Here is a 15,964-nt window from a genome sequence, read left to right as displayed (position 1 = left end):
CCGTTCTTATAAAAGGGAGATGAGCCCATGTTAGGACTCGTTAAAAAAATATTTGGTGATTCAAACGAACGTGAAGTAAAGAGACTATGGAAGACCGTTGAAGCGATCAACGAATTGGAACCAAGCATAGAGGCTTTGTCTGATGAAGAGCTGCGCAATAAGACAGTAGAATTCCGTGAGCGGCTGGAGAAAGGCGAGGACTTGGACGACCTGCTGCCGGAAGCCTTCGCGGTGGTTCGGGAAGCGTCGAAGCGCGTGCTGGGCAAGCGCCACTATGACGTGCAGCTGATCGGCGGTATGGTGCTTCACGAAGGCCGTATTGCGGAGATGATGACCGGGGAAGGGAAAACGCTGGTCGGTACCCTGCCGGTGTATTTGAACGCGCTGCTGGGCAAAGGCGTGCATGTCGTTACGGTCAATGATTACCTGGCGCAACGTGACAGCGCAGAGATGGGAAGAGTATACGAATTCCTCGGCATGACCGTCGGGGTCAATTTGAATTCTCTGGAGCATCATGAAAAGCAGCAGGCGTATGCTTGCGATATTACGTACGGTACGAATAACGAGTTCGGCTTCGACTATTTGCGTGACAACATGGTTGTCTACAAAGAGCAGATGGTACAAAGACCTTTATATTTCTGCGTCATTGACGAGGTGGATTCGATTCTGGTCGACGAAGCGCGGACGCCGCTCATTATTTCCGGACAAGCTGCCAAGTCGACGGATATGTACTACCGGGCGGATCAGTTTGTGAGCCGCTTGAAAGAAGAAGAAGACTACACCGTGGATATCAAGATGCGTTCCGTATCGATGACGGAAGCGGGCGTAGCCAAAGCGGAGCAGGCTTTTGGGATCGAGAATCTGTTCGACCATGCCAACGTGACGTTGAATCATCATCTTACGCAAGCATTGAAAGCACATGTGATCATGAAGCGCGATGTGGACTATGTGGTACAGGAAGAAGAGGTCGTGATCGTCGACGAATTCACCGGCCGTTTGATGACCGGACGCCGGTACAGCGATGGTCTGCATCAGGCTATCGAAGCGAAGGAAAAGCTGCAGGTGCAGAACGAGTCCATGACGCTGGCAACCATCACATTCCAGAACTATTTCCGTATGTACCGCAAGCTGTCCGGGATGACCGGTACGGCTAAGACGGAAGAGGAAGAGTTCAAGAAAATTTACGGACTCGAGGTTATCGTGGTGCCAACGAACCGTCCGATGATTCGTCAGGATTTTCCGGATGTTGTGTATAAATCGGTGAACAGTAAGTTCAGAGCGGTCGTGGAAGAGATCGTCAAGCGCCATCAGAACAAGCAGCCTGTACTTGTAGGTACGGTGTCGATCGAGAACTCCGAGCGGCTGTCTGAGATGCTGAAGCGCAAAGGCGTGTCCCATAAGGTGCTTAATGCGAAGTACCATGCGGAGGAAGCGGAAATCGTATCCCGCGCAGGCGAGCCTGGCGCTGTGACGATCGCTACGAACATGGCGGGACGCGGTACGGATATTACGCTGGGCGAAGGCGTACACGATATCGGCGGCTTGCATATTATAGGTACAGAGCGGCACGAAAGCCGCCGTATCGATAATCAGCTGCGCGGCCGTGCAGGACGCCAGGGCGACCCAGGGTCTTCTCAATTTTATTTGTCCATGGAAGATGAGCTGATGCGCCGCTTCGGTGCGGAGAACATCATGGGCATGATGGATAAGCTCGGCTTCGAGGAAGATCAGCCGATTGAGAGCAAGCTGATTACACGTGCAGTTGAGTCGGCTCAGAAGCGGGTGGAAGGCAATAACTTCGACGTGCGGAAGGTCGTTCTTCAGTATGACGACGTGATGAACCAGCAGCGGGAAATTATTTATAAACAGCGCCGCGAGGTGTTGGAATCCGATAACATCCGGGATATTACACTCGGTATGATTATGCCGGTCGTTGAACGGATCGTAGAGGCGCACTGCCCGGCCGATCTGGTTCCGGAGGAATGGGATCTGCAGGCGATCGTAGATTATGCGAACGGAACGTTCCTTCACGAAGGACAGCTGACATCGGAAGAGCTGTGGGGCAAAGAGAAGGATGAGATGGCGCAGTACATCAAGGATCTGGTTATGCGCCTGTACGAAGAACGCGAACAAACCATCGGAGAAGAGTTCGTCCGTGAGTTTGAAAAGGTCATCGTGCTGCGCGCGGTCGATTCCAAATGGATGGATCATATCGATGCGATGGATCAGCTTCGTCAAGGGATTCACCTCCGGGCCTACGGCGGTACCGATCCGCTGCGCGAATACCAATTTGAGGGCTTTGAAATGTTCCAGGAGATGATCCAGACGATCCAAGAGGAAGTGGCTACGTACATTATGAAAGCCCACATAGAAACCAATCTTGAGCGTCAGCCTGTGATTGAGGCGAACCTGGTTATGAACGATGGAGAGCCTGTGCCGAAGAAGCCGGTCGTGAACGAAAGTCCTACCGGACGCAACGATCTGTGCCCATGCGGCAGCGGCAAAAAGTTTAAGCAGTGCCACGGTGCATAACTACTTTTGAGCGACATGTGAGCCACCTGTGTGAATAGAAGAATGGAAAAAGGGAAGCCGGGAATCATCCGGCCCCCTTTTTTTGAACCAAAGGAGAGCTGCAAGGGCGGCTTTAATCTGAAGGAGTGAGCGTTGTGTTAGAACCAGAAGTGAAGCAGGATTTACGAGAAACGGCTAGAAGACTAGCTGAGCTTAGGGGGTCTCTTTGACTTAGATCTGAAGCTCGAGGAAATTGCGAACTACGAGGAAAAAATGGCTGCGCCTGATTTTTGGGACGATAACGAGAGCGCCCAGAAAACCATCGCCGATATGAACGCGATCAAAGGCAGCGTGGACCAATTCCAGGCGTTATCCTCGGAATACGAGGATTTGGAGCTGATGGTCGAGCTCATGCAGGAGGAGCAGGATGACAGCATGGCCGCTGACATCGAGAAGGGAATTGCCGCGCTCGTGGTAAAGCTCGAAAATTTCGAGCTGCAGCTGCTGCTGAGCCAGCCGTATGACCGGCTGAATGCGATTCTTGAGCTGCATCCCGGTGCAGGCGGTACGGAATCGCAGGACTGGGCGGAGATGCTGCTGCGGATGTACCGCCGCTGGGCGGAGAAGCGGGACTTCAAGGTCGAAGTGCTGGACTATTTGCCGGGCGATGAGGCCGGCGTTAAGAGCGTGACCCTGCTCATTAAAGGCTACAATGCCTATGGCTATTTGAAGGCGGAAAAAGGCGTGCATCGCCTCGTACGGATATCTCCATTTGATGCCTCGGGCCGCCGCCACACCTCCTTCGTCTCTTGCGATGTGATGCCGGAGATTGATGACGACGTGGAAGTGGAAATCCGCACGGAGGATTTGAAAGTGGATACGTACCGTTCCAGCGGCGCCGGCGGTCAGCATATCAACACGACGGACTCGGCGGTACGGATTACGCACCTACCGACCGGCGTAGTGGTCAGCTGCCAAACTGAGCGTTCGCAGATCAAGAACCGCGAGCGGGCGATGAAAATGCTCCGTTCGAAGCTCTACGAGAAGAAAATCGAAGAGCAGATGAAGCATCTGGCTGAAATTCGCGGGGAAGTGTCCGATATCGCATGGGGCAGCCAAATACGCTCTTACGTTTTCCATCCGTACAGCATGGTGAAGTGACCACCGGACCTCCACTGAGACGGGGAATATCGGGGCGGTGATGGACGGCGATCTGGATATGTTCATCGATGCCTTCCTGCGCCTGCAGATCAAGTCGGATCCTGCTGCTGAGTAACGAGCGTGGACTCTGACGGAGCTCTCATAAATCAAGCGTGACTAGCAAATCCTACACCTATTGCCAGGCGTTTTGCTTCGAGTTAAGAAGGACTATTTAAAGAAAAAGTCCGGCTTGCCGAATGCAAAGCGCCGCGGCTTAGGCTGCGGGATTTTTTTGTTTATCCTAAAGGCTATAGGAAGGAGGGGCCGGAATGGCGTACCGCCCGAAAAAAAGGCTTCGCACCTCAACGACTATGCAGCACAGGCTTCAGCGGCCGCTGGGGCGCAAGGTGATGGAATATGTGCTGCTAATGATCGGCTCAGGGCTGATTGCGCTGAGCTTTAATCTGTTTCTAAGCCCGAATCAAGTGGCATCCGGCGGGGTGTCGGGGATCAGCATCATTGTTCAGGAGGTATTCGGCCTAGAGCCGGCGTTGACTCAATGGGCTTTGAATATCCCTTTATTTATATTGGGTACCTGGGTATTAGGCGGCCAGTTCGGTGTCAAGACAGCGGTGGGCTCGGTGCTGCTCCCGCTGCTTATTTTGCTGACGCGCGGACTGCCTCCATTGACTGACAATTTGCTGCTGGCCGGTATTTACGGCGGGATGCTCGTAGGCATGGGGCTTGGGCTCGTGTTTCGGGGACGTGCCTCCACAGGAGGCTTGGACCTCGCAGCCCAAATGATTCATCGGCTGACGGGCTTAAGTCTCGGACTTGCCGTGGCGCTGCTGGACGGGCTCGTGATTTTGACGGCAGGGCTTGTGCTTTCTCCGGAAAAAGCGATGTATGCGCTGATCGGGCTTTTCGTAACAAGCAAAACGATCAATGTAGTACAGCTCGGGCTGAGCTATTCGAAGGTGGCTTTCATTATCTCCAATGAGGCGGAGAGGATTCGTCAGGCGATTCTCGTCGAGCTGGATCGAGGGCTAACCCAGCTGCATGCGACAGGGGGCTATACCGGGGAGGAAAGGCTTGTACTGATGGCGGTAGTGGGACAGAATGAAGTAACCCGCCTGAAAGAACTGGTTAAGGCGACAGACCCGGAAGCCTTTGTAATTTTAAACGATACGAACGAAGTATTGGGGGAAGGGTTCAAGCTGCACGGTTCGCCTTAAGGAGAACCTGTTATATTTTGTCCGGCGGCCATAGAAATAGGAACGGTTTCTGAGTTATGATGGAAAATATCCGGAGACGAAACCGCAAGTGATAGGGAGCGGACCGTAGGAAGCGGTGAAGTGCCTTGCTGAAGCTGTACTTTTGGCTTGCTTGGTGCCGCTTACACTGCGGCAGTTCATACAGGGTTGCAGCAATTATTTTTCAGGTGACCGGGCTTGTGGGGATCGAAAAACCCGGCAAAAAATCCATTGAATTATTATACCGTCGAATGTATAATAATACATAGTTTGCATGTGGAGGGAACGGTTATGTCTAACAAATTAAGAGCAGCTATTATCGGGGCGACAGGGTACGGTGGGGTTGAACTGATCCGTCTTTTGCTGACGCATCCTCATGTTGAGATCACTTCCGTTATTTCGTCATCGAGCGCGGGTGTGCCGATTGCGGACGGTTTTCCGCATCTGAATCAGATTATGCTGGAGAAGCTGGACGGAATTGATGTGCAGCAAATCAGCAAGCAAGCCGACGTGGTCTTCCTGGCGACCCCTCATGGCGTCGCATCCGAGCTGGCTCCCCAGCTGGTGGACGCGGGACTGAAAGTCGTCGATTTGTCCGGCGATTTTCGTTTGAAGTCGGGCGAAGCCTACGAGCAATGGTATAAACATAAGCCGGCAGATCCGGCTTACGTAGAGAAGGCGGTATACGGATTATCCGAGGTGTTCGGTGAAGAAGTGAAGGGGACGGCGTTTATTTCCAACCCGGGCTGTTTTCCTACCGCTTCGCTTCTTGGCTTGATTCCTCTCGTGAATGCGGGCTGGGCCGATTTATCTTCCATTATTATCGACTCCAAATCCGGTGTATCGGGAGCAGGCAGAGGGTTAAGCCTATCGGCTCATTACTCGGAGATTAACGAGAATTTCCTGGCTTACAAGGTCAATAAACACCAGCATACGCCGGAAATCGAGCAGGTGCTCGGACGTATAGCTGGAGAAGACGTGGTTGTCACGTTTACGACGCATTTGGTGCCGATGACGCGCGGGATTTTGTCCACGATGTATGTTAATCTGAAAGAGAAGCATTCGGAAGAGGAAGTTATTGAGCTGTATAAGCAGTATTATGAAGGACGCCGTTTTGTCAGAATTCGTCCTCAAGGCAATTGGCCGGCTACGAAGCACGTATGGGGCTCCAATTACTGCGATATCGGCTTCTCTCTGGATTCGCGGACAGGACGGCTGACGATTATTTCGGTTATCGATAATATGGTCAAAGGCGCAGCGGGTCAAGCGATTCAGAATTTGAATTTGATGATGGGCTGGGAGGAGACGACCGGATTGGCCTTTACCCCGGTATATCCTTAAACGAATAGGTTATGGATGAGGAGAAGATGACGGTGAGCAATTCATTTACTGTCGTGCCGGACGGTACGATTACGACGCCTCGAGGCTTTCGCGCAGGGGGACTGCACTGCGGCTTGAAGAAAACGGAGCGCTACGATCTGGGCATCATCGTATGCGATGAGCCTGCCGAAGCGGCGGGAGTATATACGCTTAACGCGTTTCAGGCAGCGCCGCTGCGCGTCACGCAGCAGAGCATTGCCGTGGACGGCAAGCTGCAGGCGATGCTAGTGAACAGCGGCAACGCGAATGCCTGCACAGGCAAGCAGGGCGAGGAAGATGCCTATGCGATGCGCGCGGCCGCAGCTAAGGCATTCGGCGTAGCCGAGCACCACGTAGGCGTGACTTCAACAGGCGTGATCGGCGAGCTGCTGCCGATGCCGAAGGTGCTGAACGGCATCGACGGCCTGCCGGCGCAGGTGAAGCTGGACGGCGGCGAAGATTTTTGCCAAGCGATTCTGACCACAGATCTGGTTCAGAAGATGACCTGCGTGCGGGTAACCGTGGGCGGCAAGACGGTACATATCGCCGGCGCAGCCAAAGGCTCGGGCATGATTCATCCGAACATGGCGACGATGCTCGGCTTTATGACGACAGACGCTAATATCGGAAGCGCCCAGCTGCAGAAGCTGCTCAGCTCGGTAACCGACACGACATTTAACATGATCACGGTGGACGGCGATACGAGCACGAACGACATGGTCGTGGTTATGGCGAGCGGTCAGGCGGAGAATGACAACTTAACGCCGGATCATCCCGATTGGGCTGCGTTCGAAGCGGGCTTCCGGTACGTGGGAGAATATTTGGCCAAGGCTATCGCCCGCGACGGCGAAGGCGCGACGAAACTGATCGAAGTGAACGTGGCGGGTGCGGAGTCGCAGGAAGCGGCTCGCGCCATTGCGAAAACCGTCATCGGCTCGAGCTTGGTTAAATCAGCCTGCTTCGGGGCAGATGCGAACTGGGGCCGGATCATCGCGGCCGTGGGCAGAGCGGGCTATCCGGTGAATACGGAGACGGTCGATATTCGTCTGGGCGACATTACTGTGCTCGAGCAATCCAGACCGGTCAAGTTCGACGAGGATCTTGCAGAAGCCTACTTGAAAACTGAGCTGGTACAAATTCACGTGAACCTGCATATGGGCACGGAGACGGCGACGGCTTGGGGCTGCGATCTGACGTACGACTACGTGCGGATTAATGCTGCTTATCGGACGTAAATATAGATTTAATGATTTTAGGGCTTGCTTGAAGTCTGAAAATATAATACATGTGTTCCAAATGGACGAAAGCGGTTCGAAACCGCAAATGTAAATAAGACCGTTTTTCTCCAAGCTTCGTCTGTCCAGAGGGGTGAGAGCCCTTGGAGTCCTGGTCTTCCATAGCAGGGGGAGTTTGGGAGGGTCAAATCTATGCGTAAGGGGAGCGAAGCATGAGCGCAATGTGTTTTGTGATGAAGTGCGGCGGCAGTACGCTGGCTGCGCTTCCTGATTCATTTTTTCAGGATTTGAAGGGGCTTCAGGATGAAGCTATTATTCCGGTCATCGTTCACGGAGGCGGTCCTGCGATCTCCGATACGCTGGGCAAGCTGGGCATTGAGACGGAATTCGTCGGCGGTCTGCGCAAGACGAACGAAGCGGTGCTTGATGTCGTAGAGATGGTGCTGTCCGGTCAGATCAACAAGGAGATTGTCCGTAAAATCCAGCTGTCCGGCGCACGCGCGCTCGGATTGTCCGGTGTAGACGGCAAGCTCATCCAGGCGGTACCGGTAGCGAATGCGAACGAGGTCGGCTTGGTCGGGGACGTGACGCATGTCAATGCGGAGCTGATTCAGGGCGTTGTCAAAATGGGCTATATGCCGGTCATCGCGCCGGTCGGCTTGGGAGCGGACGGCGGACAGCGTTACAACATTAACGCGGATACGGCGGCAGGCGCTGTCGCTTCCCACTTGGGCGTTGAACGGATGATCGTCGTTACCGACGTACCGGGCATCATGAGAGTCGTGGACGGAGAGAAGCGCGTGCTTCCGAGCGTGACGGTGAATGAAATCGACGAAATGATCAACAGCGGCGAAATTTACGGTGGCATGATTCCGAAGGTGCGGGCCGCAGTGCAGTGCATTCAAGGCAAAGTACGGGAAGTCATTATCGTAAACGGCGCAGAGCCGGAAGTGCTCAGCCGTGTCATCAAAGGCGCGGAAATCGGAACGCGGATTGTAAAATAGATCGTGAAATAACGGATAAATCATACAAGGGACAAAGGAGTGGATCGACATGGGAGAAGGAGCAAATTCTTTATTTCCGAATTATGGCCGTTACCCGTTGGCATTTGTGAAAGGGGAAGGCAGCCGTCTGTGGGATGAGAACGGAAAGGAATATTTGGACCTCATGTGCGGTCTTGCCGTGACCAACCTGGGGCATGCTCCCAAGCAGGTAGCGGAGCGCTTGAAGGATCAGGTCGATCTGCTCTGGCATACGAGCAACCTGTTTCATATCCCGAACCAGGAGCAGCTCGCCAAGCTGCTGACGGATAATAGCTGTGCGGATGCGGTATTCTTCTGCAACAGCGGCGCCGAAGCGAATGAAGCGGCGATCAAGCTGGCGCGCCGGTATTTTCAGAAGGTGCTCGGCAAAAATGACCAGTACGAAATTATTACCTTCCACCTGTCGTTCCACGGCCGTACGCTGGCTACCCTGACGGCAACCGGGCAGGATAAAGTAAAAGAAGGTTTTGCCCCGCTGCCTGAGGGCTTCGTGTACGCTCCCTATAACGATGCGGAGGCGCTTGAGAAGGCGATCGGGCCGAAAACATGCGCGATTATGCTGGAGATGGTTCAAGGCGAGGGCGGAGTTAACCGGGCGAACCAGGCATTTGTCACCAAGGTGGCTGAGCTGTGCAAGCAGCACGGACTGCTGCTGATTATTGATGAAATCCAGACGGGCATGGGCCGTACGGGTAAAATGTTTGCTTTCGAGCATTACGGCATTGAGCCGGATATTTTCACCTTGGCCAAAGGCCTCGGCAGCGGAATGCCGATCGGCGCGATGCTGGGGAAAGAGAAGCTGCGCGAGGCTTTCTCCGCAGGGAGCCATGGCTCTACGTTCGGAGGCAACTACTTGTCGACGGCGGCGGGAATCGCCACAGTAGAAACGCTGCTGGCCGAGAAGCTGCCTGAGCGCGCGCAGGAGCTGGGCGACTACATTGTGAGCACATTGTCGGAGCAGCTGGCGGACAATCCGCTCGTGAAGGAAGTGCGCGGACTCGGCATGCTGATCGGTATCGAGTGCACGCAGCCGGTAGCAGACCTGATAGCCGAGCTGCAGGAGCAAGGGGTGCTTGTCGTATCAGCCGGCCCGAATGTCATCCGACTGGCTCCAAGCCTGCTGATCGATAAAGAAGATTTGGCACACGGTCTGAAGGCCGTAAGCGATTTGTTGAACAAACAAGCGGCTGCGGCTGTGCAGGGCTAGAACATAAAGCAACAATACTATTGATAGCTGCGTGACCCCGGCTTTGCTGAAGAGCGAAGCCGGCACGACAGGAAAGGGGCGAGATCCTTGGCAGGAACTGAACAACAATTGGCAATCGATCTGAAAGGAAGAGACTTTCTTTCCATAGCTGATTTTGCGCCGGAGGAGCTTCAATATTTAATCGATTTGGCGATTGAACTGAAACGCAAACAAAAAGAAGGCGAAGTGTATCAGCCGCTCAAGGGCAAGACACTCGGTATGATTTTTGAGAAATCTTCTACGCGGACGCGTGTATCGTTTGAAGTCGGCATGTACCAGCTGGGCGGGCATGCGCTGTTTTTGAGCAAGAACGATCTGCAGCTGGGACGCGGGGAAACGGTATGGGATACGGCACAGGTGATGTCGCGTTATTTGGACGGGATTATGATCCGTACCTTTGCTCACCGCAAGGTCATTGAGCTGGCCCGCGGCGCGACGGTACCCGTGATTAACGGCCTGACCGACCGTTCTCATCCTTGCCAGGCGCTGGCCGATTACCAAACCGTGCTGGAGCACAAAGGCCGCCTGCAAGGCTTGAAAGTGGCTTATATCGGAGACGGTAATAACATGGTGCACTCCTTGATGATGGGTGCGGCCAAGCTGGGAATGGATTTTGCCTGCGCTTCGCCGCAGGGCTACGAGCCGAATTCGGGCGTAGTGGCATCGACGAGAGACGTGGCCGCACAGACTGGCTCCAAGCTGTACGTCGGCAACGATCCGAAGGAAGCGATTGCCGATGCGGATGTCGTTTATACGGACGTATGGGCGAGCATGGGCTTTGAAGAAGAACAGAAGGAGCGCGAAATTGCGTTCTCCAACTTCCAGGTGAATGAAGAGCTGACCCGCTACGCGAACAAAGACTACCTGTTCATGCACTGCCTGCCTGCACACCGCGGCGAGGAAGTCAGCGAAGGGGTTATCGACGGGCCGAACTCGATTATTTTCGATCAGGCGGAAAACCGTCTGCACGCACAGAAAGCTATCATGGCAGCAATCATGTAATTTTTTCTAAGGAGCGAACTTGAACATGGCAAAGCAAAAAATTGTACTGGCCTATTCCGGCGGTTTGGATACGTCGATTATTTTAAAATGGTTGAAAGAAACATACGATGCGGAAATTATCGCATTTACTGCCGATATCGGGCAAAAGGATGAGCTGGACGGTCTGGAAGCGAAAGCTCTGGCAACCGGCGCATCGAAAATCTACATCGACGATCTCCGTGAAGAGTTCGCCAAAGATTTTATTTTCCCGATGTTCCAAGCGGGCGCATTATATGAAGGCCAATACCTGCTCGGTACGAGTATTGCCCGTCCCTTGATCGCGAAGCGTATGGTCGAAATCGCCCGTAAAGAAGGCGCAACCGCGATCGCACACGGCGCGACAGGCAAAGGGAACGACCAGGTTCGTTTTGAATTGACGGCGGCTGCTTTGGCGCCTGAGCTGGAAGTGATCGCGCCTTGGCGTCTGGAGGAATTCCGTGAAACCTTCCCGGGCCGCGCGGAAATGATCGCTTATGCGGAAAAGCACGGCATTCCGGTAACGGCATCCGCTGCGAAGCCTTACTCCACAGACCGCAACCTGCTGCATATCAGCTTCGAGAGCGGCATGCTGGAAGATCCTTGGTTCGACCCTAGCGCGACATCCAACAAAGATATGTTCGTGTTGAGCGTAGACCCTGAGGATGCACCGGACCAAGCGGAATACGTGGAATTGAATTTTGAAAAAGGGAACTGTGTCGGCCTAAATGGAGACAAAATGGACCCTCTTACCGTGATGGAGCGCTTGAACGAGCTCGGCGGCAAGCACGGAATCGGCCGTGTCGACATGGTGGAAAACCGTTTCGTAGGCATGAAGAGCCGCGGCGTATATGAAACGCCGGGTGGTACAATTCTGTTCACCGCTCACCGCAAAATGGAGTCGCTCACGATGGACCGCGAGGTGATGAGCCTGCGCGATTCGTTGATCTCCCGTTACGCGACACTCGTATATAACGGCTTCTGGTTCGCGCCTGAGCGTCTTGCTCTGCAAGCGCTGGTCGACGAAAGCCAGAAGAACGTCACCGGTACGGTACGTCTGAAGCTGTACAAAGGCAATGTTATCGGCGCAGGCGTGCAAAGCCCTGTGAGCTTGTACAATCCGGACATTGCTACAATGGAAGCGGACCCTACCCAAGCTTACAATCAAGGCGACGCTGCCGGATTTATCCGTCTGAACGCGCTGCGTTTGAAAGTATCCTCCGGCGTACAGCAAAACGCGAAGTAATCTCGCCGATGAGGCCGGCAAGCATTCAGCGAAGCGGCTTTTCCGGGGCACAGACCCCGGGAAAAGCTTGCGTCGCTTTTGCTATGTTTGGTCGATGTCGAATTTCGAAGAAAGTTTCAGCTTGTGCTGAGTGGATTGCAACTCAAGCCCGCCTCTCACAAGCCACAATAAGGAGGCAAACACGTTGTCAAAGCTTTGGGGTGGACGATTTACGAAGAAAACCGACCAGCTGGTCGAGGAATATACAGCTTCCATTCTTTTCGATAAAGAGCTGGCTGAAGAGGATATTCAAGGAAGCCTGGCTCATGTGACGATGCTTGGCAAATGCGGCATCCTTCCACTGGACGATGTGGAGAAAATCAAGGACGGTCTATTGAAGGTGCAGCATATCATCCGCCGCGGGGAAATGGAGTTTTCCGTGAGCGATGAAGACATTCATATGAACATTGAGAAAGCGTTGATCGATGAAGTAGGACCGGTCGGCGGCAAGCTGCATACCGGACGCAGCCGGAACGACCAGGTAGCGACCGACATGCACTTGTATCTGCGCAAACGCGTAGTGGAGTTCGTCGGCCTGCTGAGCAAGCTTCAGGAAGCGCTTCTGACCCAGGCGAAGAATAACATCGATACGATTGTTCCGGGCTACACGCATCTGCAGCGGGCGCAGCCGATTCTGTTCGCCCATCACTTGATGGCGTACGTTTCGATGTTCCAGCGGGATATTGAGCGCCTGCAGGACAGCTACAAGCGGATCAATGTGCTGCCGCTCGGGGCTGGGGCTTTGGCCGGGACGACGTTCCCGATCGACCGCCATTATGTGGCGCAGCAGCTCGGCTTCGACGGCGTCTATGAGAACTCGCTGGACGCGGTCAGCGATCGCGACTTTATCATTGAGTTTTTGTCCAACGCGTCGATGATCATGATGCACTTATCCCGTTTTTCCGAGGAAATGATTCTGTCGTCCAGTACCGAGTTCCGGTTTATCGAGCTTGACGATGCTTTCTGCACAGGCAGCAGCATTATGCCGCAGAAGAAAAATCCGGACGTACCGGAGCTGGTGCGCGGTAAAACAGGACGGGTCTACGGCAATCTGTTCGGTCTCCTGACCGTGCTGAAGTCTCTGCCGCTTGCTTACAATAAGGACATGCAGGAAGACAAAGAAGGCATGTTCGATACCGTGAAGACGCTCCAAGGCGCGCTTCAGCTGTTCGCTCCGATGGTCAGCACGATGAAGGTGAACAAGGAGCAGATGCGGCAGGCGGTCAATCAGGATTTCTCCAACGCTACGGATATCGCGGATTATCTGGTCAACAAAGGCCTGCCTTTCCGTCAGGCGCATGAAGTGATCGGCAAAACCGTGCTTTACTGTATTCAGAACCACAAGTTCCTGCTGGACTTGAAGCTGGAGGAGTTCCACCAGTTTTCCAAACTGTTCGAGCAGGACATTTATCAAGTATTGCAGCCGGAGCAGGTCGTTAATGCGCGTAACGTATACGGCGGTACGGCCAGTAACCAGGTCGGCGAAGCTATTGTTCGTGCCGAGGCGGTTGCGGTTCAGACGAACGCATGGTTCGAGCAGTATTATAATCAAAGCAAATAAGCGGGATGCCGCAGCAAACAAAAGTAAAACCCGACGATCGGGGCGTCTTCAACGCCCGGTTCGCCGGGTTTTATTGTATTTATCGGGAAGCGGAAATACGGCGGCCTGCAGGAGGCCGATTCTCTCTTCGACGGCTCGGGATGATAAGCCGTATGAAAGTCAACCCGATAACGAGAAGTGCGGACAGCAGGTAAAGCCAGCGGATTCCTGCATACTGCGTATCCGTTCCGAGGAAGTACCCGTGAATGAAAGCCATCATGAAGATAGGGTACGACAGCAGGTGGATGAGGAACCACAGCTTTTTTTTCAGCTTGCTGCGAAGGTCCGAGGTGAAAATAACAAGCAGCATGCCGTAATCGGCCAGGGTTCCGAGCCCGTTGAGCATGGGCGAGCGCAGCGCCGTAAACGGGATAAACACATCGCTCCAGCTGAACGGAGCGTATGTGTCAATAACGGTAACCATGCCGTGAAACAAGCCCAGCGCCACACCTGAGTTGGTTGAATAGACATGCGTCTTATACAGCCTTCCTTTGAGCTTGCCGCCCCAGAACGGAAAGCTGTGGCTAATTCCAAGCCCGATCCCAAGCGTCAGGAGCACGAAGGAGACCAATCCGGCCGCACGGATCACCTGCCATAAAGGCAGAGCTGCAATGAAAGCAATCAACTTCTGGTCCCTCCTTCATAACGGGGATAGTTCGCCGAACCGCGATGGATATGGATATGATCAACGGGCACTTCCCGCCATATCGTCCCGAGCGAATCCGGATTGCCTAAGAAATGTGTTTGGCGATCGGCCGTAAACAGCAGCGCCTCGTACGGGACGGCCCTGCGTCTTAACAAGGTGAGGCCTTCCTTCGTTCCCAGGATGCAGAGAACCTTCGCCCAAATCTCACAAGCGACCGTGTCCGAATCTTTACCGCCGCTGACGGTGCACTGGATCACATCGCTATCGCTCGGACGCATGGTGCGCGGATCGATCAAGTGGTGCATGACGCCTTGATCGGTGTTCCAGCGTCTTCCCAGCTTGCTGGAGGTGGCGGCAGCCCCATCGGCCCGTACGATGCGTCCGGGGGGAGTCTGTTCCTGCCACGGGTGCTCGATTTCAACCGTCCATGGAGCTGCGTCCTCCGCGCTCCCTCCCCAGAACGTCAGGTCGCCGCCTGCATTAATGAGGCCGCGGGGCACCTGCAGCGTGTCCTTGAAATAGTCGGCCAGCCGTTTGACGGCCCAGCCTTTGACGATGCCGCCCAGATCGATGCCGGATGAGGCGGGAAGCCGGACGGACCGCATAGCCGGTTGAATGCTGAGGGATGCAAGATTCTTAGTTTCGACAGGAGGCCCAGAAGACAGCGCTTTGGGCGCAGTTCCATTACGAATATGATCAAATGTATCGTCATACCCCGACCGGCTGAGCGCCTCATAAATGAGCGGGTTAAATATGCCGTCGGTTAACTGCCGGTAATTATCAGCCAGCGTGAGGACCTCCAGCATCGTCTCGGAGATGAGGCAGGTTTCTCCGGCCAGACGGTTCAGATGGCTGAGCTCACTTTTCTCCAGGAAGCGGCTGAACCGTTCCTCGGCATAGCGGAACCAGTCGGAAGCCAGATTGTAATAGTAAGCCGGCTCCTCCGGCCCCCCGCTAACCATGAATTCAATTTGGGTATTCATGGCTCGAAAATGAAAGAGACGGTGCGAAGGATGGTTAGAATCTAAAGCCATGGTAAGTTACCTCCTTTTTTCTTGCTGTGCCCTAAGCTAATCAGGATCTGCCGGTTCGAGTACTGGGTACGGCCGACGAGCTGTCTCCAGGGCTGGTGTTCATACTGCCGTTACCGGCGGACCTCCGTTCAGGTCCGTGGAAGTTCCGTTCTGCCTGTGCCTGTGAGCGGAGGCTCCCTGTCTTCCTCCGGAACCGGAGGCTTGGCTCTGCTGCCATTCGCCGATTACCGGATCGCGGCTTTTTTGCTGGCCCGTCGACTGCTCCTTGAGAGGAGAGGCATTAGCATACGCCTGTTCGAAGGCGGGGCTATCTTTTACTTCCTGAAATAATACGACGAGTCCGAGGAGCCCTAAGGCTCCTATGTTCCATTTCAGCCATTTGGACGGTCTTTTTTTCATATCAATACGGACTCCTTCTCCTAAGTAAACTGGATTGATTCCGGCCTGTAATTGTAGTTAGAGTGCTTATGAGAACATTATGTAACCATAAGCTGAGCCAAACTTGAGCAATGGCTGAAAGTTTGCTGAAACCTTGGATAAGAGGGATGCGCCGCGGAAAAAATGAGGTACAATAGGGGGCGGAGGGGAATGAACA

At 54.0% G+C, this 15,964-nt stretch carries 12 protein-coding genes and 1 pseudogene; 10 read left to right on the top strand and 3 right to left on the bottom strand.

Translation table 11 applies throughout. The features are described 5' to 3' along the window. Positions 1–27: 27 nt before the first annotated feature. The 10 genes and pseudogenes from secA (at position 28) to argH (ending at position 13,650) form a co-directional block, all read left to right on the top strand. Complete coding sequence (secA, locus tag ACHHV8_RS35995; RefSeq protein ID WP_395164222.1) at positions 28–2,532, top strand: preprotein translocase subunit SecA; 2,505 nt, start codon at positions 28–30, stop codon at positions 2,530–2,532. Positions 2,533–2,666: 134 nt separating this feature from the next. After that, positions 2,667–3,787 (top strand): annotated as a pseudogene (gene prfB, locus ACHHV8_RS35990) (peptide chain release factor 2). A 235-nt stretch (positions 3,788–4,022) separates the two neighbouring features. After that, complete coding sequence (locus tag ACHHV8_RS35985) at positions 4,023–4,886, top strand: YitT family protein (protein ID WP_395164318.1); 864 nt, start codon at positions 4,023–4,025, stop codon at positions 4,884–4,886. A gap of 309 nt (positions 4,887–5,195) precedes the next feature. Beyond that, positions 5,196–6,245 (top strand): N-acetyl-gamma-glutamyl-phosphate reductase, encoded by a 1,050-nt coding sequence (argC, locus tag ACHHV8_RS35980; protein ID WP_395164221.1) that lies wholly within the window; start codon positions 5,196–5,198, stop codon positions 6,243–6,245. A 26-nt stretch (positions 6,246–6,271) separates the two neighbouring features. Continuing rightward, positions 6,272–7,498 carry a bifunctional glutamate N-acetyltransferase/amino-acid acetyltransferase ArgJ gene (gene argJ / locus ACHHV8_RS35975; RefSeq protein WP_395164220.1) on the top strand — a complete coding sequence of 409 codons (1,227 nt, stop codon included), beginning with the start codon at positions 6,272–6,274 and terminating at the stop codon, positions 7,496–7,498. 212 nt (positions 7,499–7,710) lie between these two features. Then, positions 7,711–8,502, top strand: coding sequence for an acetylglutamate kinase (argB, locus tag ACHHV8_RS35970; RefSeq protein ID WP_395164219.1), 792 nt, complete (start codon positions 7,711–7,713; stop codon positions 8,500–8,502). A gap of 49 nt (positions 8,503–8,551) precedes the next feature. After that, complete coding sequence (locus ACHHV8_RS35965) at positions 8,552–9,748, top strand: acetylornithine transaminase (protein WP_395164218.1); 1,197 nt, start codon at positions 8,552–8,554, stop codon at positions 9,746–9,748. Between the two features lie 87 nt (positions 9,749–9,835). Beyond that, entirely contained in the window at positions 9,836–10,789 is a 954-nt protein-coding gene (argF, locus tag ACHHV8_RS35960; protein WP_395164217.1) for an ornithine carbamoyltransferase, read from the top strand. A 25-nt stretch (positions 10,790–10,814) separates the two neighbouring features. Then, positions 10,815–12,050: an argininosuccinate synthase gene (locus tag ACHHV8_RS35955; protein WP_395164216.1), complete on the top strand. Its 1,236-nt coding sequence runs from the start codon at positions 10,815–10,817 to the stop codon at positions 12,048–12,050. A 184-nt stretch (positions 12,051–12,234) separates the two neighbouring features. Next, positions 12,235–13,650: an argininosuccinate lyase gene (gene argH / locus ACHHV8_RS35950; protein ID WP_395164215.1), complete on the top strand. Its 1,416-nt coding sequence runs from the start codon at positions 12,235–12,237 to the stop codon at positions 13,648–13,650. Positions 13,651–13,729: 79 nt separating this feature from the next. Here argH and ACHHV8_RS35945 read toward each other — a convergent pair whose 3' ends face one another. From ACHHV8_RS35945 to ACHHV8_RS35935, 3 genes are all read right to left on the bottom strand, one after another. Then, positions 13,730–14,314 carry a ferric reductase gene (locus tag ACHHV8_RS35945; RefSeq protein ID WP_395164214.1) on the bottom strand — a complete coding sequence of 195 codons (585 nt, stop codon included), beginning with the start codon at positions 14,312–14,314 and terminating at the stop codon, positions 13,730–13,732. Further along, positions 14,311–15,369 carry an FAD:protein FMN transferase gene (locus tag ACHHV8_RS35940; protein WP_395164213.1) on the bottom strand — a complete coding sequence of 353 codons (1,059 nt, stop codon included), beginning with the start codon at positions 15,367–15,369 and terminating at the stop codon, positions 14,311–14,313. Before ACHHV8_RS35940 ends, ACHHV8_RS35945 begins: the two co-directional genes overlap by 4 nt. A 99-nt stretch (positions 15,370–15,468) precedes the next feature. Continuing rightward, the gene (locus ACHHV8_RS35935; protein WP_395164212.1) at positions 15,469–15,768 is read right to left on the bottom strand and encodes a hypothetical protein; all 300 of its coding nucleotides are present in this window, start codon (positions 15,766–15,768) and stop codon (positions 15,469–15,471) included. Positions 15,769–15,964: the final 196 nt, after the last annotated feature.

The organism is Paenibacillus sp. TAB_01 (genome assembly GCF_043945595.1).
Taxonomy (GTDB): Bacteria; Bacillota; Bacilli; order Paenibacillales; family NBRC-103111; genus Paenibacillus_S.
Note: the sequence above shows the minus strand (reverse complement) of the source record. Positions and strands in the feature narration are given on the sequence as shown.